This is a genomic window from Natronococcus sp. A-GB7 (assembly GCF_029688865.1).
Taxonomy (GTDB): domain Archaea; phylum Halobacteriota; class Halobacteria; order Halobacteriales; family Natrialbaceae; genus Natronococcus.
Map to the genome: position 1 here is coordinate 132763 of NZ_JARUKV010000007.1, position 20215 is coordinate 152977.

A 20215-nucleotide genomic window follows, 5' to 3' on the forward strand; every position below is an offset into this window, starting at 1 on the left:
GGGGAACTCAAAAGCGTATCGGATGTGGAATGCGTAACAGAACTGTGATGCAGTTGGCGACCGTTTATTCGGTTCGGACTGAACGTCAGCCCGACGTCGGTAAAAGACCTCCGGCTAACACCTTCGCCGCCGGGTGCGTCGACGGGCCGACTGTACGGGTCGACAGTCTGCTCAATCCCCCGTGACAGGATCGCGCGCCCAGAACTCGCTGCCCTGCTCGAGCTTGGGCACCCACGTCTCCTCGTCCTTCGCGAGCAGCGTCACGCGCGAGGGGGGAACGCCCCGGAGTTCGGTGAACTCGGGCATATACTCCTGTACTCGCTCGGTGAAGTCGACGACCTCCTCGTGGTCGGGCATCGACGAGCGGTCGAGTCGCCCCTGGGAGTGGCCGACGTGCATGTACGCCTTCAGCTCGATGAAGTCGGGGTCGGCCTGCTGGTAGAAGCCGGCGTACCAGTCGGGGTGGTGCATGTTCTCGCCCTTGACCAGCGTCGTCCGCAGGACGGTCCGCGTTTCGTCCTTCTGCCGGAGGACGTCCATCGTCTCGAGCAGCCGATCCCAGGCGTCGTCCTCGACGGGCTTGACCACCTGGTCGAAGGTGTGGCGTTCGGCGGCGTCGACGCTGACGTACAGCTGGGTCGGGTCACAGTCCCGGAGCACCTCGGGACGGGTTCCGTTCGAGACGAGGAAGGTGGTGATGTCCCGGTCGTGGAAGGCCTCGAGCAGCTCCGGCAGGTAGGGGTACAGCGTCGGCTCGCCGTCCAGCGAGATGGCGACGTGACGGGGCTCCATCGCCTCCTCGAAGACCTCGCGGGGGACCTCGTCGTTCCCCCCGAAGCCCGACAGCAGCTTCTTCTGGAGTCGGATCGAGGCGTCGACGACCGCCTCGGGGTCGTCCCACTCGACGTCGCCCAGCTCGTAGGCGTGGCCCCGGTGGTCGCGCCAGCAGAAGACGCAGCGCTCGTTGCACTTGACGACGGGCGTCATCTGGATACAGCGGTGGGACTGGATCCCGTAGAAGACGTTCTTGTAACACCGTCCCTCTCCCCGGAGGGCGTTTGCCGTCCAGCCGCAGGTCTGGGCCGCGGTGTGGTTCTCGCTGTGGTAGTTCGGGCTCGAGACCTGTGCGGGGGTGTCATCGGTTCCCCCGTCGTCGGCCTCGGTCGTCCCCGACCCGGTCGCGGGATCCGCGGAGTCGCTCATGTTGACCTCCCTTTCGGCGGCGCGGGCAAAAGCCGTGTGGTGTCGGGAGCTACTCGAGGACGACGGGTCCGCTCGAGGACGTCATTTCTGATTGGGCAACGTTCCGGGTTCGACCGGTTCGCCGTCGTCCTCGTCGCTCTCGCTGGCGATCTCGCGCTCGAACGTGTAGAGCACGATGCCGGTGTTGGCGGTCATGATCACGCCCGTCATCGGCGCCGGAGCGAACAGGTAGAGCCCGACGCCGAGCAGGAACGGGACTGCCGCTATCGCGGCCCACAGCCGCGGCCGGGAGATCTCCTGACCGATCGCGTCCCGGTGAACGAGCGCGAAGATCGCGGCCGTCACGCTGAGACCGAATGCCCCGACCGCGACGTCGAATCCGTCCATACCCGAGAGTCGGGGCGGTCGATAGAAAAGCGTTCTGCGACGGCTCGCTCGAGCGACGCTCCCGGTCTCCTGACCCGATTCCCACGGCCCGGGCTCCGGCAGAACTATCTTGTCGGTTCGGACTGACGCCTCGCACACAGATGGCCGATCAGATCGACGATCCCGACGAACTGCCGTCGACGGCGGGCGAGTTCGCAGACGACTACCCCGAGGTCTGGGAGGCGTACTCCGACCTCGGCGAGGCGTGTTCCGAGGCCGGCCCGATCGACGACGAGACGAAACGACTCGTCAAACTCGCGCTCGCGATCGGCGCCGGGTCCGAGGGAGCCGTCCACTCCCACGTCCGACGCGGGTTAGACGAGGACGCCGACCCCGAGGCGCTCAAACAGGTCGCCGCGCTCTCGATCCCGACGCTCGGCTTTCCGCAGGCGATGGCCGCGATCAGCTGGATCGAGGATCTCACCGACGAAGACGAAGGCTGACCCGGTCGCCGGTCCGTTCCCCGTTCTTTCGTGAGCGCACTCGAGGAAGCTGTGGGTAAAGAGATATGTGTGCTGCGTTTGCACGTTCGCTCGAGAACGGATCGAATGCTCGACGGCTGGCTCGGCGACGGCGGGCGGATCGCTCGGATCGAGTGGCGACGCCACGACCGCGAGTTCGGACGCTCGAGGGGCCGTCGGATCGGGCTGGTTCTGTCGTACTGCGTGGTCGCCGTCGTCCTCGGTTCGGGCGCGTGGGTCGTAGGGGACGATCTGGCGACGACGGAGGCGGCGCCCTCCGCCGCAGGGTCGCTCGCGGTGACGCTCGCGTTCGGCTGGGTCGTCGTCCGCAGCGCCTCGTTGACCCACAGACGCTTCGAGGGACTGTCATCCGACGCGTTGCTGACCGCAGTTCCCGTACGGACCGCCGTCCTCGGGCTGGTGTCGTTCGTCTTCGCTCGAGTCGGCGTCGCGATTGTGCTGCCGACCGTCGGGGTCGCGGTCGGCCTCGCAGTCGGCGCCGGAACGCCGTGGATCGCCCTCTCCGCCGTCGTCGCGATCGCGGCGCTCGCTGCGCTGGCCGTCGCGGTCGGCGTCGCGGGCAGGCTCGCGGGCTCGCTCGTCGGTCGACGGCTGGCGCGAGGCGGCCTGTACCGGAACCTGCTCGTCGTGTTCGGCTGGGTGCCGCTCGTGACGCTCTGGTTCCTCCTCCGGGAGCTGTCGGTGTCGGCCGCGGAGCTGGGAGCGTGGCTCGAGTGGCTGCCGCTGGCGCTGCTGGTCGACCTCGCGTTTCTGGGGGCCGATGGGACTGCCGGGGTCGAACCGCTTCGCGCGCTGGCCGCGGTCGGCGCCGTCGCGGTCGTCGTTCCGGCGTTGCTGGGACTGACGACCAACGTCGCCCGACGTCTCTGGGTGACCGAGTCCGTCGGTTCGACACGATCGACAACCCCCTCGCACTCGCGCTCGCTGGCCGGCGGCGGCCGACTGGACCGTCTACTGGGCGGCTCCGTTTCGCGGCCGACGCGCACCGTCGCTCGAGAGCGGTTGCTCGCGGAGCGGCGCGCTCCGCGAGGACTGCTGTCGACGGGGTACGTCCTCCTGTTCGTCGCCTTGGTCGGACTGCCGGTGTTCGGCGCCCTGCTCGGGACCCCCGGCTTCCTGCTGGTGGTGTTCGGCCTCGGGGTCGCGGCGGGGATCGTCTTCACCGCCGAGCCGATCGGCAGCGCCTATCGCGTCCTCCCGATGCTGCTCACGACGGTCCGAGGACGGCAGTTCGTCGGAGGACTGGTTCTCGCGAGCCTCCTGCTCGGCGTTCCACTCGTCGTCCTCGTGGTCGTCCCGCTCGGGATCGTCAGCGACGCGAGTCTCCTCGAGACGGGCGCGCTCGCGGTGACGGGCGTCGCGCTCTGTGCGTGTACCGCGACGGTCAATGCCGCGATCGAACTGAACGTCGACCGCGCCGATCTCGTCCCCGTTTCCGGCTTTGTCACCGACGGACCGGTGTACTCGGAGCCGGGCTGGGGGGCGTTTTCGGGGCTGGCGAAGAGCTTCGGGATCGTCTCGCTCGTCGCGCTCCCGGCGTTTCTCGGGAACGCACGGTGGGTCTACGAGCGGGCGCCCGCCCTCGGCGTCCCGACCGCGGCCGTCCGCCTCGGCGCACTGTGCTGTACGATCGTCCTCGCGGTCGGCGTCTCGAGGATCGCGTTTCGGATCGCCGTCGCCCGCTACCGCGACTACCGACTCGAGTAATCATGACACAGCCATCACGCGACACCTCCGACGAGTCGAGCGACAAACTGAACGACGAACCCGACGATCCGAGCGACGAACCGAACGGCGAACCCGCCATCGTCGCGAACGGCCTCACGAAGACCTACGGCGAGACGACCGCCGTCGAGGACCTCACGCTCGAGGTCGATCCCGGTTCGATCTACGGCTTCCTCGGTCCGAACGGCGCGGGCAAGACGACGACGATTCGACTGCTGACGGCGCTGACGCTCCCGACGAACGGTTCCGGAGCCGTCGCGGGCGTTCCGATCGCGGATCGGGAGGCGCTGGTCGACCGCATCGGCTACCTCCCCGAGTCGCCGCCGATCTACGAGCAGCTGACCGCCCGCGAGCAACTCGAGTACTACGGCGGACTCTGCGGGATGGACGCCTCGGCGATCGAGGAGCGGCTGGACGAACTGCTCGAGCGACTCGAGCTCGCCGAGGATGCCGACGACCGGATCGTCACGTATTCGAAGGGGATGCGCCAGAAGACAGGACTGATGCAGGCGATCCTCTCCGATCCCGACGTGGTCTTTCTGGACGAGCCGACCTCGGGGCTGGACCCGCGGGCCGCGCGCACGGTTCGGGAGCTGCTGACGGAACTCGCCGCGAACGGGACGACCGTCTTCCTCTCGACGCACGTCCTCCCGGTTGTCGAACGGATCGCGACCGACGTCGGGATCTGCTACGAGGGACGGCTCGTCGAGTCGGGGTCGCCAGAGGAGCTGCTCGAGGGACTCGAGACCAGTGCGGACTCGACGCTCGAGGACGTCTTTCTCGAGGTGACGACCGAAACCGAGTGAGCAGGAGATCCAGCGTCGGTGTCAGTGTCGCTCGAGCAAGTTACTCGGACGCATCGACGCGCTCGAGCGAGCGAAAGAGGACGACGACGGCGGCGAGCGCGACGCTCATCGTCAGCAGTGCAAAGAGGACCTGTTGCTCGTAGCCGCTGACTCGAGTCGTCGTCCAGAGGAGGAGTCCGGTCGCGAGGACCAATCCCAGTCCGACGATTCGTGCTCGAACCATAGTGGCTGGTTGTCTCGTACGGGCAAGTTGTTAACTAATGGCTGGTAGCACGATTTCTTTATTCAGAGTAAGATATGAAACTCACGTTGCGTACAGAGTCTTCGGTCAACAGTCGGGCACTGTTCTACGGGTCAGCGAAACGGAGGCTGCTGGGGTCAGTACAAGAGAGCGGCCCTCCGGAGTCGGTGGTACACTACTTAGAACGAGGATGAACGTGTATCGAAAATCTCTCGTGGAGTTCTCCGGGCGATAATCGTTCTTTTTGTTTGCCTTCGTTGTTCTCACCGCTTCCACCGAGAACCTGCGAAAGTAATCAGAGAAGCATGAAATATTCTAGACCCGATATAAATACATTATTCGATTAAGAGGGAGGGCAATCCGGTCACAGGACGTTATTCACTTTCATGGTACATGGTACCATGTCGATGACCGAGTATTCACTTGTATGACACAGAGATACCATGCTGATGACCGAGGCACCGACACTGAACCAAAGTTCTACCTCCCTACGGGAGTTACCCCGCCGTTCGATACCAGTCCCTTCGGGCGCCTCTGGATGTCGCTATCCAACCATTCCGTTGAATCACCGGAATAGATTACCAATGTCGAGAAACCACCACCCGAACCACCCCAATGTCGACCAATCGGATCGTACTGTTCCCAGAAATCTTCGTCAAACAGGTGCCGCAGACGTTGACCTCGTGACCTCTACCCGGGTTCGGAAGTCGCCGTTCTGGCACCTCTCCGTCGAGGAGGGGTGTCATCAGGCGACGGTTTACAACCACATGTATCACCCCCGCGCGTACATCGACCCCGAAGACGGAGGTGCGGAAGCCGAGTACGAGTTGCTGGTCAACCACGTAGCGCTATGGGACGTCGCGGTCGAGCGCCAGATTCGTGTCGCGGGACCCGATGCCGAGGCGTTCGTCAACTTCGTCATTACGCGAGACGCCACCGACATCGAGACGATGCGTGGCAAGTACGCCATCTGCTGCAACCAGGACGGCGGTATCCTCAATGACTTTGTCCTGTTGCGGCCTGACGACGACGAGTTCTGGTTCTCCATCGCTGACTCCGACCTGCTGCAGTGGTTGCAAGGGGTCACAGTCGGCAACGACTTCGAGGTCGACATCGACGAGATCGACGTCTCGCCGATGCAGATTCAGGGGCCGAAATCGCCCGATGTGATGGAGTCACTCATCGGTGATGCGGTCGAAGACGTTCCGTACTACGGACTGATGGAAGCGACTATCAACGACATCCCGGTGCTGGTGAGTCAGACGGGCTTCTCCGGAGAGGCAGGGTTCGAAATATACGTCCGTGAAGCGACGAAGAACGCCGAAGCAGTGTGGAATCCAGTACTCGAAACGGTCAAAGACCACGGCGGTGCCGCGACGCCAGTAAACGGTCGTCGACGTATCGCTGCTGGAATCCTGTCGTTGGGACAGGACATGGACTACGAGACGTCGCCGTTCCAGGTCAACCTCGGCTATCAGGTCCCCAACGACAAGGACGTGGACTACATTGGCAAAGCCGAACTGGAACGTCAGAAGGACGCCATCGAAAACGGTGCGTTTCCGTTCACTCACAAACTGGTCGGTCTAAAAATGGCAGGCGAACCGATTCTGGAATGGCCCTCGGACTACTGGCTCATCTCGGATCCGGAGACGGGCGATGAATGTGGCTACCTGACGTCGGCGGGGTGGAATCCGGACCTCGAGACCAATATCGGCCTCGGATTCGTGCCAGCGGCGAAACTGCAGGCTGCGACCGACGTTCCGCTCGACGACTCGATATATGACGCGGACCTCGATGTGGAGCTTGCAGTTCACCTCCCGGACGAGTACGCTGAGGTGCCCGGCAAACCCGTATATGCGACGCTGGCGAAAGTTCCGTTCAAAGAGTCAGTCAATCCCAGCGCCCGTGAACAGGCCAAAATTCACGCCAGGGACGATATTGACGATTGAGAGTCGTTTCTCCGAAGACAAGTTGTGATGGACTCAACGGATTACCACTCCAAGACGTGACCCCTATTGACAGTGCTCAGACTCCCTCTGAACAGTGCAGGCGGAGGCGGTGTCACTGCGGTAGCGCCACAATCGCAGCACCCGCGAGCGACTATCGGGAGCGAGCGGCTTTTTAGCGTAGATTTTTGGAGTCGAGTGGGATCGTGGTCCCACTGACCATGCAAACGGGCGCTTCGCGCCCGTAAGCAGAAGAGTGGTGAGCGAGTCCTGCGAGCGAACCCGACGAGAGAAAGGTACGTGGGCATCTGCATGTAACACTTCGGCCGCCTCAGGCCCACGACGCAAACTGGACGACAAAACCGCGGTACGATCTGTCGCTAATCGTCTGTCGATCACGGAAACGGGGAATCGCCACGCCCTCCCCAGTCGACTCGCTCGGTCACTTCGTTTCCTCGCTCGTCCCCTGTCAGAGTTCACTCTGACAAGCCTTCGTTCGCGCTGCTCACGAAGACCTCGCGCAGTACTGCCAGCCAGGATCTCGCTGTCGCTCGATTCTAGCTGACAGCACGCGCCACCGCAGCGTGACGGCGTGATTTGGTCCGTTCGAACGCGTCCCGTCCCGGACGAGCCGTCGGATGTCCTGTCGTCGACGCGGGTCCGAGCATTACCGAGTTCCGCGAACGCGCTCGAGCACTGACAGCGTTCCGTCGGCGTGTTCGGCCTCGAGCACCTCGTCGGCCGCCTCGGTCGCGGCTGCGTCGGCGTTGGCCACCGCGAAGCTCCGGCCGACGGCCTCGAACGTCGAGACGTCGTTGATCGAGTCGCCGACCGCGACCGCCTCCTCGAGGTCGAAGCCGACGTGGTCGGCGATGGTCTCGACGCCGTCGCCCTTGTTCGGATCCGTATCCTTGACGTGGTAGGCGTAACCCGTGTCGACGACCTCGAGGCCGTACTCGGCGGCGATCTCCCGAAGCGGTTCGATCGGTTGCTCGAGGTTGATCGCGACCTCGGTCTCGCGCCAGCGGTTGACCGTGTCCTCCTCGCCCCAGCCCAGTTCGTAGCCCGCCCCCCGGTAGCGCTCGGCGACGGCCTGGGCGGCCTCCCGGTCGGCGGTGAAGAAGACGTCGTCGCCGGTGTAGACGACGCCGCCGTTCTCGGCGACGACGAGTTCGGGGACGCCGACGAAGTGACAGAGCGCGACGGGGTAGGGGAAGGCCTTCCCGGTGGCGATCACGACCGGGGCCTCCCAGTCGCGAATCGGGTCGAAGACACGCGGGTCGATCCCCCAGCCCTCGGGGCGGGTCAGCGTACCGTCGATGTCGAGAACCAGCGGCGGGTCGGCGGTCATACCGGGACGTCGGATCGCGGTCGCCTAAAGCGAACGGATCCGAACGAGCGCGAGTGCGCTCGCTCGAGGCGTTCGAACACGACGGAAAACAACTCGAGGTCAGCGAGCGATCAGAACCACGGAATCCAGACCGTCGTCGGGAAGACCCCGAGAACGTACAGGAGTGCGACGAGGAAGGTTCCGAAGACGATCGCCGCTGCGGGCGGGTCGACGTGGGTATCGCCGTGAGCGAAGAAGGTCCGCTGGAAGACCTCGCCGAACAGCGCGGCGATCACGCCGATGACGAGGCCGACGATCAGGGCGACCTCGGCGCCGGTGCCGGCAAGCAACGCACCGCCGTCGTAGGCGACCGGTGCGCCCTCTGCGATACCGCCGTCAGAAGGCACGTAGACCGCCAGCGCGGCGGTTGCAGCCGGAAGCGTGATGTGGTGGGTCACCGGGATCTTCTCGACACCGCAGTTGAGGAAGACCAGCGACGCCGCACTGATCCCGAACCCGAGGAACGCGCTCCCGGTCACGATCCCGACGTAGGCGCCGAGGATCCCGGCCACGAGTCCGAGCGTTGCGACGTGGTCCCACTTGTACTGGTGGGGGAGCCACGGCTCGACCTTGAGCCGTTCCTTCCGGGTCGCCGCGGTGGGTTTTGGCTGCGTCTCGCCGCTACCGGTCCGTTCACCACCGTCCGTTGCGGATTCGTCGATGGCGCGGACGCGGGTCTCCTCGCGCTCGAACGGGCTCATGTCGAGGATGTTCGCGCCGCGAACCGTGCCGATGATGCTGTAGCCCAGAATCAGTCGGTGGGCAAAGGCCGAGAGGACGACCCCCATCGCGATCGGATCGTACGGCATCCCCAGTTGCGCCGAGATCGTGACGAGCCAGTAGCCCAGGATTCCGAACGCGCCCCCGACCGCCAGCACGTCGGGTTTCGTCCCGAGCGCGTAGGCGATGTTCTTGGCCTCGTGGTAGTCGAATCCGGTGTCCATATACCCTCGACGGGCCGCGTAGGCCGTCGCCGCCACCCCGCCTGCGAAGCTGATCGCCGGCGAGAACGGCGGTCCGAACGCGACCTGGTCGGTGATCGCGGCTGCCTCTGGATCGACGAGCGTCGCGGCCTCGCCCGCGATTACCATAAACCCGGTAAAAATAAACGCCGGCAGCGGTCCGAGTGCGGCACCGAACGCGCCGCCACCGAAGGCGGCGATGATCTCAGCGAGATCGAGGAGTGCGTCGAGCATCCTCAGTCACCTCCCGGACCCAGTTCCGAGTTCGGTCGAGGTGGTCGCTCCAGCGGTCGTGCTTTCGGTCCGCTTTCGCGCAGTCCATCTGCGGATCGAAGACGCGCGGCCCGATCCCCAATCCGTTCGGGCGGATCGGCCTGCTGTCGATATCGCGCACGAACGGCCGGTCGTCGTCCATACTCGTGGATGCTCGAGGGCAGACTAAAGTCGTCTGATTTGTCGGGGTCGAGGACTCTCACCAGTGGTCAGGTTTGTAGGCGTTGATGAGGACGGTCACCGCCGCGAATATCAGCGCCGCGAACAGGCCGCCGACGACCGCCGCGAGCACCCGTTCTCCGAGCGAGCCGTCCGCGTACACGAACAGCAGCAGGATCATGACTCCCGTCGCGAGCATCATATTTCGTCTGTCCCGCCCGTCCAGTCCGAACCGCCAACTCATAGACAACCCGATACATCGAATCAAAATAAGGATTGCGTGTGGGGGTGGCGCCGGTCAGGAGCCGTCGACCGGAACCCGCTCGAGGACGGTCGCCAGCGCGGCGTACACCGCCGCGAGCACGAGGGCGCCGACCCACAGCGCGGTCGTCGAGTCCGCGGTGACGACCATCACGACCACGGCGAGTATCGACGCGACGAACACCGCACCGCCCGCGGCCCCCTGGTGGATCCCCCCCGTTTCGTCGCTACTGTCGGCCCCCTGTTCCGTCGTTGCGACCGATCGTCGGGCCTGATACGGCAGGAAGAACTGGACGCCGATACCCGCTCCCGCGGCGGCGACGGCGCTGAACTGCGGATCGAGGGTCGCCAGCAGGCTGATCGTAAAGAGGCCGATCGTAACCGACATCGCCACGAGCCAGCTCCACTTGTCGACCAGTTGCACCCGTCTCGGACGCTCCACGGCGGTCATGGGGATGGATACTCACGGCACCGAAATAACTGTTGTAACTGGCGGAAGCGGCGAGGTGAGGGTCGCACCTGCCACGAGCACGCCGGGACAAACGCTAATGGCCTCGTCGTGGTACAAAACACCACGGAGTGGTGACTCAATATGTACACCGACATTCTGTATCCGACCGACGGAAGCGCGGGCGCCAGCGCCGCGTTCGACCACGCGCTCGAACTCGGCGAGCAGTACGGTGCCACCGTCCACGTCCTGCACGCCGTCAACTCGGACTACGTCGGCTACATGGCCGGCGGCGGGAGCGAGGACGTCCCGTCGGGGATGATGAGCGAGACGGAAGCGGAGCCCGAGACCGGCATGATGGGCGGGACCGGCAACGGATCACAGACCGGTATGATGGCCGAGGATCACCGTGAACTCAAAGACGCCCTCGAGCGCCACGCGACCTCGGTCGTCGAGTCCATCGCGGGCGAGTTCGGCGACGTCGACACCGTCGCGACGGTCCAGGTCGGCAAACCGTACGAGGCGATCCTCGAGTACGTCGACGACCACGACATCGACATGATCGTCATGGGCACCCACGGACGGAGCGGTCTCGATCGCTATCTGCTCGGGAGCGTCGCCGAGAAGGTCGTTCGGATGTCCGACGTGCCGGTCGTGACGATCAGAGCCGACGAGGATGAAACGGCGAGCGAGTGAGCCGTCGCTCGAGCGTGTGACCGTTTCGTTCGAAAAAACATCGACCGCCTCGGTGTCGCCCCGTTAGAACCCGAAGGTGGGCCAGAACGTGGCGTCGAAGACACCGATGATGACCAGCAGGGTCGCGAGCAGTCCCGACATGAAGATGCCGAACGCCGGCGGGTCGACGTGTGTCTTGCCGTGGGCGTAGAACACCCGGTTACAGAGTTCGCCCATGAACGCACCGAAGAGGCCGAACACGATCGCGAACACCATCGCGGTCGTCGGGCCGAAGCCCGTCGCGGCGGCGCTGAACGCACCGACGGAACCGGGCAGCGTGATGTGGTGGGTGACCGGGAAGTCGTCGATGCCGAGGTTCAGGAACAGCAGGCTGGCCGCGCTGATCCCGAACGACAGCACGACGCTTCCGGTCTCGAGGTAGAGGAATCCCCCGAGTAGCCCCCCGACGAGGCCGATCATCGCGACGCCCTGGGGTTTGTACTGCCAGGGTAGCCAGATGCCGGGCGCATCCTCCTCGCCCCGTTCGGCCGGGCTCATATCGAAGATGTTCTTGCCGGTGATCTCGCCGATAATGCTGTAGCCGAAGACGACGCGGTGGACGAGCGCCGAGACGAACACCATCAGCGCGATGTTGTCGGTCCCGAACTCGACGAAGTTCAGCAATTCGACCGCTGCGAACCCGAACACCCCGAAGAGGCCCCCGACCACCAACACGTCGACGTTGTGTGTGCCGAGGGCGCTCGCGATGTCTTTCCCGTCGTCGAGATACCCCTGTTTCGCCGCGTAGGCGGCCGCGGCGGCACCGCCCGCGAACGAGACGTGCGGGCCGAAGATCGGACCGAACCCGACCAGTCCGGTGACGGCGTCGACGTCGGCAGCGAGAAACAGCATCTCGCCCCCGATGACCATGAATCCAGTGAAGACGAACGCCGGAAGGGCTCCGATCGACGCCGCGAAAGCCCCGCCAGCGAACGCGGCCATCCAGAAGACCGGATCCCCGAGTGCCGTTTCGAGAACCATCTAATCACTCCCGTCGGTCGCCCAGTCGAGTGAGCGCTCGACGGCGTCGCTCCATCGGTCGTACTTCTTGTCGGCCTTGGCGGGGTCCATCTCCGGGTTGAACTCGCGATCGACCTGCCAGTTGTCGCGCAGCCCCTCGGCGTCCTCCCAGTAGCCGACCGCCAGTCCGGCGGCGTACGCCGAACCGAGCGCGGTGGTCTCGTCGACGACCGGACGAACGATCTCCGAGCCGATGATGTCCGCCTGAAGCTGACAGAGGTAGTTGTTCTTGACGGCGCCGCCGTCGACTTTCAGGGACGTCATCTCGATGCCGGAGTCGGCCTCCATCGCCTCGGCGACGTCGCGGGTCTGGTAGGCGATCGACTCGAGCGTCGCCCGGACGATGTGTGCCTTCCCGGTACCGCGTGTCATTCCGACGATGGTGCCGCGGGCGCGCTGGTCCCAGTGGGGGGCACCGAGTCCCGTGAACGCCGGGACGACGTAGACGCCGTCCGTCGAGTCGACGTTGCGGGCCAGTTCGGCGGTCTGTGCCGGGTTGTCGATCAGTGAGATGTCCTCGAGCCACTCGATCGCCGCACCCGTAACGAAGATCGCCCCCTCGAGTGCGTACTGAACGGGTTCGCCCGAACGCTGGAAGCCGATAGTCGTCAGCAGGCCGTGGTCGCTCTCGACGGCCTCGTCGCCCGTGTTCATCAGGAAGAACGAGCCGGTGCCGTAGGTGTTTTTGGCCTCGCCGGCGTCGAAACAGGTCTGGCCGAACAGCGCCGCCTGCTGGTCGCCCAGGGCCCCGGCGACGGGAACCTCGGCCTCGAGGAAGCCGTCCGGGTCGGTCGAGCCGTACGTTTCCTCGTCGCTCGAGGGTCGAACCTCCGGAAGCATCGCCTCCGGGATGCCGAACTCCTCGAGGAGTTCGTCGTCCCACTCGAGGTCGTGGATGTTGTACAGCATCGTCCGCGAGGCGTTCGTCACCTCGGTGATGTGCTCACCGGTGAGGTTGTAGATCAGCCAGGTGTCGATCGTCCCGAACAGCACCTCACCCTGAGACGCCCGGTCCTGGATGTCGTCGGGTCGGGTGCGCTCCATCTTGATCGGATCGGCGTTCTCGAGGAGCCACTCGGCTTTCGTCGCCGAGAAGTAGGCGTCGGCCTCGAGTCCCGTCTTCTCCCGGACGGTCCCGACGAGATCGTCCTCCTCGAGCTGTTCGACCCGATCGGTCGTCCGCCGGTCCTGCCAGACGATGGCGTTGTGGACCGGTCGTCCCGAGTCGGCGTCCCACAGCAGCGTCGTCTCCCGCTGGTTCGTGACGCCGATCGCCTCGAGCTGGTCGGGGCTGACTCCCGCCTGGCCCAGTGCCGTCGTGATGACACTTTTCGTGTTCTCCCAGATCTCCATCGGGTCGTGTTCGACCCATCCCGGTTCCGGATAGATCTGTTCGTGTTTCTCGTAGGCGTTGGCGACGACCTGTCCGCCGTGGTCGAACACCATAAACCTCGTTCCTGTCGTTCCCTGGTCAACCGCACCGACGTATGTTTCTCCTGTCATTGGTGGTCACCCCATCGTTCCGAGCGATCTCTTTACTGCCGATCGCATTCTACTGGTAAACATTTCCTACGATCATTATAAACGTTACCGAACTCATAATATGGCCGACGTGTTTTCGTCGAATCAATATGTACAATACGGCCAGAATCTTCGGCCGACTCGTCCGAACGTCGATATACCGGTGCTTTCTGTACGTGGAGTCAATACCGATCGGAACCGGTCCGATGGCCGAACTATTCGTGTATTACTAGCGATTCCGTGTCGTCGATAAAATAAAGGGAGAGGAGCGCAAGGTACGAACGTAAGGGATGGCATATGACACCGAGGTTCTCGTACTCGGGGGCGGCTCGACCGGCTGTGGCATCGCCAGGGATCTGGCGATGCGCGGCCTCGAGGTTACGCTCGTCGAGCGAGGCAATCTGACCGACGGAACGACTGGCCGAATGCACGGCCTGCTCCACAGCGGGGGGCGATACGCGGTTTCGGACCAGGCCAGCGCGGTCGAGTGTATCGAAGAAAACGAGATCCTTCGGGATATTGCCGGCCACTGCGTCGAGATGACCGGCGGGCTGTTCGTCCAGCGGCCCGAGGACGACGACGACTACTTCCGGGAGAAACTCGAGGGCTGTCGCGACTGTGACATCCCCGCGAAAGTGCTCTCGGGACGGGAGGCCCGCGAGGTCGAACCCTATCTCGCGAAAGACGTCAAACGCGCGATCCAGGTCCCCGACGGGGCGATCGATCCGTTCCGGCTCTGCGTCGCGAACGCGATCGACGCCGAGCGACACGGTGCCCGCATCGAGACCCACGCCGAGGTCGTCGATCTGCTGCGGGAGGGCGACGACATCCACGGCGTGACGGTGCGCCACGACTCCGGGCCTGGCAAGCGCACCCACAAAACGCCCGGAACGACCGAGGACATCACCGCAGAGTACGTCGTCAACGCGACCGGCGCCTGGGCCGGCCAGATCGGTGCGATGGCCGACTTGGACGTCGAGGTCCGTCCCTCGAAGGGCGTGATGACGATCATGAACGTCCGGCAGGTCGACACGGTCATCAACCGCTGTCGACCGAAGGGCGACGCCGACATCATCGTCCCCCACGAGACGACGGCGATTCTTGGCACTACAGACGAAGAGGTCTCCGATCCCGACGACTACCCCGAGGAGCGTTGGGAGGTCGACATGATGATCGACACGCTCTCGGAGCTCGTGCCGATCCTCGAGGAGGCTCGGACGATTCGCTCGTTCTGGGGCGTGCGACCGCTGTACGAACCCCCGGGCCGGGGGACGAAGGATCCCACCGATATCACGCGCGATTTCTTCCTGCTCGATCACGAGGACCGCGACGGCGTCTCGGGCATGTCGAGCATCGTCGGCGGGAAGTTCACCACCTACCGAGCGATGGCCGAGGAGATCTCGAACCACGTCTGCGAGCAACTCGGCGTGCGGGCCTCCTGTGCGACCGCCGAGGAGGCCCTGCCGGGCAGCGAGAACCTCGCCGTCCTCGAGGAAGGAATGGACGACTTCGGGCTTCGCTCGCCGGTCGCCCGCCGGAGTAAACAGCGACTCGGGAGCCGATCCCAGGAGGTCCTGGGTACGGACGAGCCCAACCCGGTGATCTGCCAGTGCGAGGGGGTGACCCGAGCCGAGATTCAGGACGCGATCTCACAGTCCGGCTCGGATCTCAACGCGGTCCGCATCCGGACCCGCGCCTCGATGGGCAACTGTCAGGGCGGCTTCTGCTGTGCGAACATGGCCAACGAGCTCCACCCGGAGTACGACGAGGAGACGACCCGGGAAGCGCTCGACGAACTGTTCCAGGAGCGCTGGAAGGGTGAGCGCCACGCCCTCTGGGGCGAGCAGCTCTCCCAGGCGATGCTCAACTACGCCCTGCACGCGACGACGATGAACCGGGATAACGATCCCGCAAGCCGTACGGGGGGAGTCGACTACGGTGCGTTCGATTCGGGCGACTCGAGCGCGCGGACCCCGTCGCAGCGCCGATCCGGGGGTGACTGAGATGGCGATAGCCGACGACGTCCTCGTGATCGGCGGCGGGATCGCAGGCGCGACCGCGGCGCTCGCCGCGGCCGAGGAGGGCGTCGACGTCCGACTCGTCACGCACAAGCAGAGCACCCTCCGGAACGCGAGCGGACTGATCGACGTGCTGGGCTACACCCACGAGGGCGAGGGCCCGATCGTCGACCCGTTCGAGCGACTCGAGGAGCTCCCGAAGGGCCACCCCTACGAGCGGGTCGGCACCGAGGCGGTCCGCGACGCGCTTTCGTTTTTCGACGAGGTCGCCGGGGACGCCTACGCCGGCGACCACACCGACTCGAACGCGCTGGTGCCGACCCACGGCGGCACCGTCAAACCGACGGCCCGGTATCCGATCTCGACGGCCGCCGGACTGGCGAGCGTCGCCGAGGACACGCTGCTTGTCGGCTTCGAGACGCTGACCGATTTCGAGGCCCCCCTTGCTGCAGCACACCTCGAGGCCGCGGGCGCGCCGTTCTCTGCCCGTGGCGTCACCCTTCGATTCCCCGGCATCGTCCGGGACGACGCGAAGCTCACGCGGTACGCCCACTTGCTCGACCACGAGGAGCCCGTATCGACGGGGTCTGGCGAACGCTCCGCCCGCCAGGCGCTCGCCGCGACCGTGAGACCGCACCTCGAGGGCGAGTCCCGCGTCGGGTTTCCCGCGCTACTGGGCGACGAACACGCCGCGGAGGTCCGAGCCGACCTCGCCGAGTCGCTGGGTGTCGACGTCTTCGAGGTACCGATGGGACCGCCGAGCCTGCCGGGCATGCGCCTCGAGGACCTACTGTACGGGGCGCTCGAGGACGCCGGCGTGCGCGTAACCTCGGGCGTGCCGGTGGTCGACTACGAGACCGACGACGGGGCGATCGACCACGTGCTGGTCGATCGTCACGGCCAGGAGATCCCCCACGAGGCGAGCCAGTACGTCCTCGCGACGGGCGGGCTCGTCGGCAAGGGCGTTCGCAGCGAGCGCGAGCGCGTGTTCGAGCCGATCTTCGACTGTTACGTGCCACACGCCGACGACCGCTACGACTGGTTCGTCGACGACGTCTTCGGCGAGCAGCCCTACGCCCGGTTCGGCGTCGTTCCGGACCGGGAGCTGCGACCGCTCGACGTCGACGAGGAACCCGAGTTTTCCAACCTGCGGGCGGCGGGGGCGGTGCTTGGCGGCTACGACTACGCGGCCGAAAAATCGGGTGCCGGCGTCTCGCTTGCGACGGGGTACGTCGCGGGCGGTCGGGCCGGCACGGAGGCGAGCAGATGAGCGCGACCGCAGCGGTGAGTGCAGTGGCGACAGCCGCCTCGAGCGACTCGAGAAGCGCGAACGACACGAACGAGCGAAACCGACCGATACTGGTGATTCGATGAGTGACGCAGAACAGCCGATGGACGATCACGTACCGGGCGAGGAAGAGGGGTTCGAGCCGATCGAGGTGTTCCCCGAGGCCGAGGAGATGGACCTCCGGCCTGGCGCCGACAACTGTTACAAGTGTTCGACCTGCGACACGAACTGTCCCGTCGCCGAGGTCGACGACGAGTTCCCCGGACCGAAGTTCCAGGGCCCCGAGCAGTGGCGGCTCAAGCGCCAGGAGGACCACGACATCGACGACTCGGTGATGAAGTGTTCGAACTGCATGCGCTGTGACAGCGCCTGCCCCTCCGAGGTTCCCCTCTCCCAGATGCACAACACCGCTCGGGCCGAGTACGTCGAGGAGAACATGAGCAAGCTCTCCCGGGAGTACTGGCGCAACCGGATGCTCTCGAACTACCGAAAGCTGGCGCCGATCGCCGCGACCTTCCCCCGGACCGCCAACTTCGTGATGGGGCTGTCGGTCACCCAGTGGATGGGCGAGAAGGTGATGGGGATCGCCGGCGACCGGGAGTTCCCTGAGTTCGCGACCCAGACGTTCCGCGGCTGGTGGGCCGAGCGCGGCGGCAACGATACCTCGAGGGAGCGAGCGCGGGCGGCTCGAGCCGAACGCGGCGAGGACCTCGAGAACCCTCACAAGCGGATCGCGTACTTCCACGGCTGTTACTCGAACTACAACACGCCGGAGGTCGCAAAGGCGCTCGTCCGGGTCTACGAACAGCTCGGCTACGAGGTGATGGTCCCCGAGCAGGCCTGTTCCGGGACGCCGATGTTCGCCAACGGGATGCTCGAGGACGCCCGCCGAGCCGCCGAGACCAACGTCCGCGAGCTCGCCGACGCGATCGAAGACGGCGCCGATATCGTCGCCTCCTGTAGCTCGTGTTCGATGTCGATCCGCCAGGAGTATCCCGAGCTGTTCGACTTCGAGGGCACCGAAGACGTCGCCGCGAACACCTGGGACGCCGTCGAGTATCTCCGGGTCCACGAGGACCTGACGGGCGAGCTCGAGGGGACCGCTGTCGATGCGGAGTTCGCCTACCACGCGCCGTGTCACGCCCGCAACCAGGGACTGGACGGTCAGACCGTCGAGGTGCTGAGCGCGATCGACGGGATCGACGTCGAAGACGTCGGCGACTCCTGTTCGGGCATCTCCGGAACGTACGGCTGGAAGGAGGAGAACTACGAAACCTCCATGAAGATCGGCGAGGAGATGTTCGAACACATGGAAGACGCGGAAGCGACGACCGGACTCACGGAGTGTCCGACCTGTTCGATGCAGATGGGCCACGGCACCGGCTACGAGATCACCCACACCCTCGAGGTCCTCGAGGCCGCGCTCGTCGACTGATGAACCTCGAGGAGCGTATCGCCAGACGACGATCCGCGCACCGAACGAGCGGGATCGTCGTCAACCGCAACCACCTCAGCCCGGTCGTCCATCGCGCGGAGCCCGTGGGACGAGGGCCCGTGCTCGAGCAGCTGCTCGACGCGCTCGAGCCGGTGTTCGACGACGAGTTGCCCGAACCGGCAGCACTCGTCGGCCCGGCGGGAGCCGGCACGTCCGCGATCGTGACGGCGCTGCTCGAGGCGCTGAACGAACGCCTCGGCGAGCCCACTCGAACGATCGGAACGACGACCCGGGCCGGCAGCTCCGGGACGGTGACGTGGTTCGTCTACGTCGACGCCCGACGCGTCGGAAGCCCCTTCGCGTTCTACCGGACCGTGCTCTCGATGATCTCCCCGGACTCGGTTCCCGAGAGCGGCGTCGGGACCGACGACCTGCGGGAGCGCCTCTGCACCCGGCTCTCGCGACCGGACCGGCGAGCCGTCGTGGCCGTCGATCACCACGACGAGCCGGAAACCCTCTCCTACGACCGGGTTCGCGAGCTCGTCGAGCCGGCGAGCGAGAGCATCTCGACGCTCGCTGTCGGCCAGCACGAGCCCGAGGGCTGGCGCGGGACGACGGTGACGGCGCCGGCCTACCGCCACCACGAACTCGTCGACGTCGTCACCGATCGGACGTCGACGGGGCTGACGGCGGGCGCGCTCGACCACGAGACCGTCCGCGAGATCGCGATCTGGGCCGACGGCAACGCTCACGACGCGCTCGCGGCGCTGTTCGGGGCGGCGGTGCTGGCCGGCGAGGACGACGCGGATCGGATCGAGCGCTCCCACCTCGAGCGGGCGATGGAGAACGTTCCGGATGCCGGGGTCCACGTCGATCGAGCGCTCTCGCTCTCGGAGACGCGCCAGCGGGTGCTGTGCGACCTGAGTACTGTCGATGCGGCAGACCGACCCATTCGAGAGGTCGCGACCGAAATCGCCGACCGATCGGGGTTGACCGCCGGGACGGTCAAACGGTTCCTGTACGAACTCGCCGATCGGGGCGTCATCGAGCGGGTACCGCTCCCGACGAACGGGAGCGGGCGCCGTCCGAGCACGGTGGTTCCCCGGTTCCCGACGATCGTGTTCCGGGCGCTGGCCGCGACGGACGGTGAATCGTCGTGAGCCGATCAGTCAGATTCGACCGACGAAGATGGCCGAAATTCGATGATTCGATGTAGACGTACCCGGTCGACAAACCCGGCGACTGAACGCGATCGTTGGGACCGTTGTCCGGACCGCACCCCAGGTCCGATGACCGCGATCGGAACGAGGTAGTAGACCCATCGTTGGAACCGGTGGTCACACCCGGTACGAGCGTCCGAATCGAGGGTAATCCACTCCATCGCATCGGTGGAGCATCGGTGTCTACGATGTACCAACTCGTCTGGGAGACGGACCGCCGTCTTTCCCGCGTTCACACGGGCGGGATCGGACCGGTACGGTCGTCGCTCCAGGAGGACGATTAGCTAGCTGCTCCGCCGAGGTTTGCTGGAGCACGAGCTCGGCGACCAGTATCTCGAAGGGCGAAGCATCCGAGCCACGCCACGGCAGATCGTGGCGTCCGTTTTCGGCGTACCACTCGAGTAGGGTCTCGACGAAATCGTCCTCACGCATACCGGACCGTAGTCCCCCTCATCGTACTTAGGGGGCCGGCTGCGGTCACTCGCAGAGGCAGTCCCGCGTCCGAGTCAGCTGGACGATTTCGTCGTGGAGTTGCACCGCGAGCCCGTGGATCGTCCGCGCCCGGTACTCGCCGGCGACGCCGGTCCGGTAGTACGACTCCGACCGGTTCTCGATCCAGAGTTCCTCGAGTCGTTCGGCGACCTCCCGTGAGAAGA

19 protein-coding genes are annotated in these 20215 nt (G+C 65.4%); 9 read left to right on the forward strand and 10 right to left on the reverse strand.

The window, feature by feature from the left end; all coding sequences use genetic code 11:
• Positions 1–171 precede the first annotated feature (171 nt).
• On the reverse strand, positions 172–1203 hold the full coding sequence (gene twy1, locus QA609_RS08445; RefSeq protein ID WP_278302153.1) for a 4-demethylwyosine synthase TYW1: 1032 nt from the start codon (positions 1201–1203) through the stop codon (positions 172–174).
• Between the two features lie 81 nt (positions 1204–1284).
• Positions 1285–1590 carry a hypothetical protein gene (locus QA609_RS08450; RefSeq protein ID WP_278302154.1) on the reverse strand — a complete coding sequence of 102 codons (306 nt, stop codon included), beginning with the start codon at positions 1588–1590 and terminating at the stop codon, positions 1285–1287.
• A gap of 140 nt (positions 1591–1730) precedes the next feature.
• On the opposite strand from QA609_RS08450, the gene QA609_RS08455 reads away from it, so the two are divergent.
• The 3 genes from QA609_RS08455 to QA609_RS08465 all read left to right on the forward strand — a co-directional run bounded on the left by QA609_RS08455 (position 1731) and on the right by QA609_RS08465 (position 4642).
• Positions 1731–2072 carry a carboxymuconolactone decarboxylase family protein gene (locus QA609_RS08455; protein ID WP_278302155.1) on the forward strand — a complete coding sequence of 114 codons (342 nt, stop codon included), beginning with the start codon at positions 1731–1733 and terminating at the stop codon, positions 2070–2072.
• A 105-nt stretch (positions 2073–2177) separates the two neighbouring features.
• Complete coding sequence (locus tag QA609_RS08460; RefSeq protein ID WP_278302156.1) at positions 2178–3818, forward strand: hypothetical protein; 1641 nt, start codon at positions 2178–2180, stop codon at positions 3816–3818.
• A gap of 2 nt (positions 3819–3820) precedes the next feature.
• A complete protein-coding gene (locus QA609_RS08465) occupies positions 3821–4642 on the forward strand; it encodes an ABC transporter ATP-binding protein (RefSeq protein WP_278302157.1) in 822 nt (273 codons plus the stop codon).
• A gap of 40 nt (positions 4643–4682) precedes the next feature.
• Here QA609_RS08465 and QA609_RS08470 read toward each other — a convergent pair whose 3' ends face one another.
• Positions 4683–4865, reverse strand: a complete 183-nt coding sequence (locus tag QA609_RS08470) for a hypothetical protein (RefSeq protein ID WP_278302158.1) — start codon at positions 4863–4865, stop codon at positions 4683–4685.
• A 785-nt stretch (positions 4866–5650) separates the two neighbouring features.
• Between QA609_RS08470 and QA609_RS08475 the strand changes: the two genes are divergently transcribed.
• A complete protein-coding gene (locus QA609_RS08475; RefSeq protein ID WP_343233793.1) occupies positions 5651–6832 on the forward strand; it encodes a glycine cleavage T C-terminal barrel domain-containing protein in 1182 nt (393 codons plus the stop codon).
• 664 nt (positions 6833–7496) lie between these two features.
• Here QA609_RS08475 and QA609_RS08480 read toward each other — a convergent pair.
• The 5 genes from QA609_RS08480 to QA609_RS08500 all read right to left on the reverse strand — a co-directional run bounded on the left by QA609_RS08480 (position 7497) and on the right by QA609_RS08500 (position 10325).
• Positions 7497–8180: a phosphoglycolate phosphatase gene (locus tag QA609_RS08480; protein ID WP_278302160.1), complete on the reverse strand. Its 684-nt coding sequence runs from the start codon at positions 8178–8180 to the stop codon at positions 7497–7499.
• 110 nt (positions 8181–8290) lie between these two features.
• Positions 8291–9415: a hypothetical protein gene (locus QA609_RS08485; protein ID WP_278302161.1), complete on the reverse strand. Its 1125-nt coding sequence runs from the start codon at positions 9413–9415 to the stop codon at positions 8291–8293.
• Positions 9387–9596 (reverse strand): hypothetical protein, encoded by a 210-nt coding sequence (locus QA609_RS08490; RefSeq protein WP_278302162.1) that lies wholly within the window; start codon positions 9594–9596, stop codon positions 9387–9389. The genes QA609_RS08485 and QA609_RS08490 overlap by 29 nt, the downstream gene beginning before the upstream one ends.
• 57 nt (positions 9597–9653) lie before the next feature.
• Entirely contained in the window at positions 9654–9857 is a 204-nt protein-coding gene (locus QA609_RS08495; RefSeq protein WP_278302163.1) for a hypothetical protein, read from the reverse strand.
• A 54-nt stretch (positions 9858–9911) separates the two neighbouring features.
• Positions 9912–10325 (reverse strand): hypothetical protein, encoded by a 414-nt coding sequence (locus QA609_RS08500; protein ID WP_278302164.1) that lies wholly within the window; start codon positions 10323–10325, stop codon positions 9912–9914.
• A gap of 141 nt (positions 10326–10466) precedes the next feature.
• Between QA609_RS08500 and QA609_RS08505 the strand changes: the two genes are divergently transcribed.
• Positions 10467–11018 carry a universal stress protein gene (locus QA609_RS08505; RefSeq protein ID WP_278302165.1) on the forward strand — a complete coding sequence of 184 codons (552 nt, stop codon included), beginning with the start codon at positions 10467–10469 and terminating at the stop codon, positions 11016–11018.
• A 63-nt stretch (positions 11019–11081) separates the two neighbouring features.
• Here the strand turns inward: QA609_RS08505 and QA609_RS08510 are convergent, their stop codons facing one another.
• The gene (locus tag QA609_RS08510; RefSeq protein WP_278302166.1) at positions 11082–12038 is read right to left on the reverse strand and encodes a hypothetical protein; all 957 of its coding nucleotides are present in this window, start codon (positions 12036–12038) and stop codon (positions 11082–11084) included.
• Positions 12039–13580 carry a glycerol kinase GlpK gene (gene glpK, locus QA609_RS08515; RefSeq protein WP_278302167.1) on the reverse strand — a complete coding sequence of 514 codons (1542 nt, stop codon included), beginning with the start codon at positions 13578–13580 and terminating at the stop codon, positions 12039–12041.
• Between the two features lie 308 nt (positions 13581–13888).
• Between glpK and glpA the strand changes: the two genes are divergently transcribed.
• The 4 genes from glpA to QA609_RS08535 all read left to right on the forward strand — a co-directional run bounded on the left by glpA (position 13889) and on the right by QA609_RS08535 (position 19499).
• Complete coding sequence (gene glpA, locus QA609_RS08520) at positions 13889–15601, forward strand: anaerobic glycerol-3-phosphate dehydrogenase subunit GlpA (RefSeq protein WP_278302168.1); 1713 nt, start codon at positions 13889–13891, stop codon at positions 15599–15601.
• Between the two features lies 1 nt (position 15602).
• A complete protein-coding gene (gene glpB, locus QA609_RS08525) occupies positions 15603–16886 on the forward strand; it encodes a glycerol-3-phosphate dehydrogenase subunit GlpB (protein ID WP_278302169.1) in 1284 nt (427 codons plus the stop codon).
• Between the two features lie 100 nt (positions 16887–16986).
• Positions 16987–18339 carry an anaerobic glycerol-3-phosphate dehydrogenase subunit C gene (locus tag QA609_RS08530; RefSeq protein WP_278302170.1) on the forward strand — a complete coding sequence of 451 codons (1353 nt, stop codon included), beginning with the start codon at positions 16987–16989 and terminating at the stop codon, positions 18337–18339.
• A complete protein-coding gene (locus QA609_RS08535; RefSeq protein WP_278302171.1) occupies positions 18339–19499 on the forward strand; it encodes an AAA family ATPase in 1161 nt (386 codons plus the stop codon). Before QA609_RS08530 ends, QA609_RS08535 begins: the two co-directional genes overlap by 1 nt.
• Positions 19500–20215: the final 716 nt, after the last annotated feature.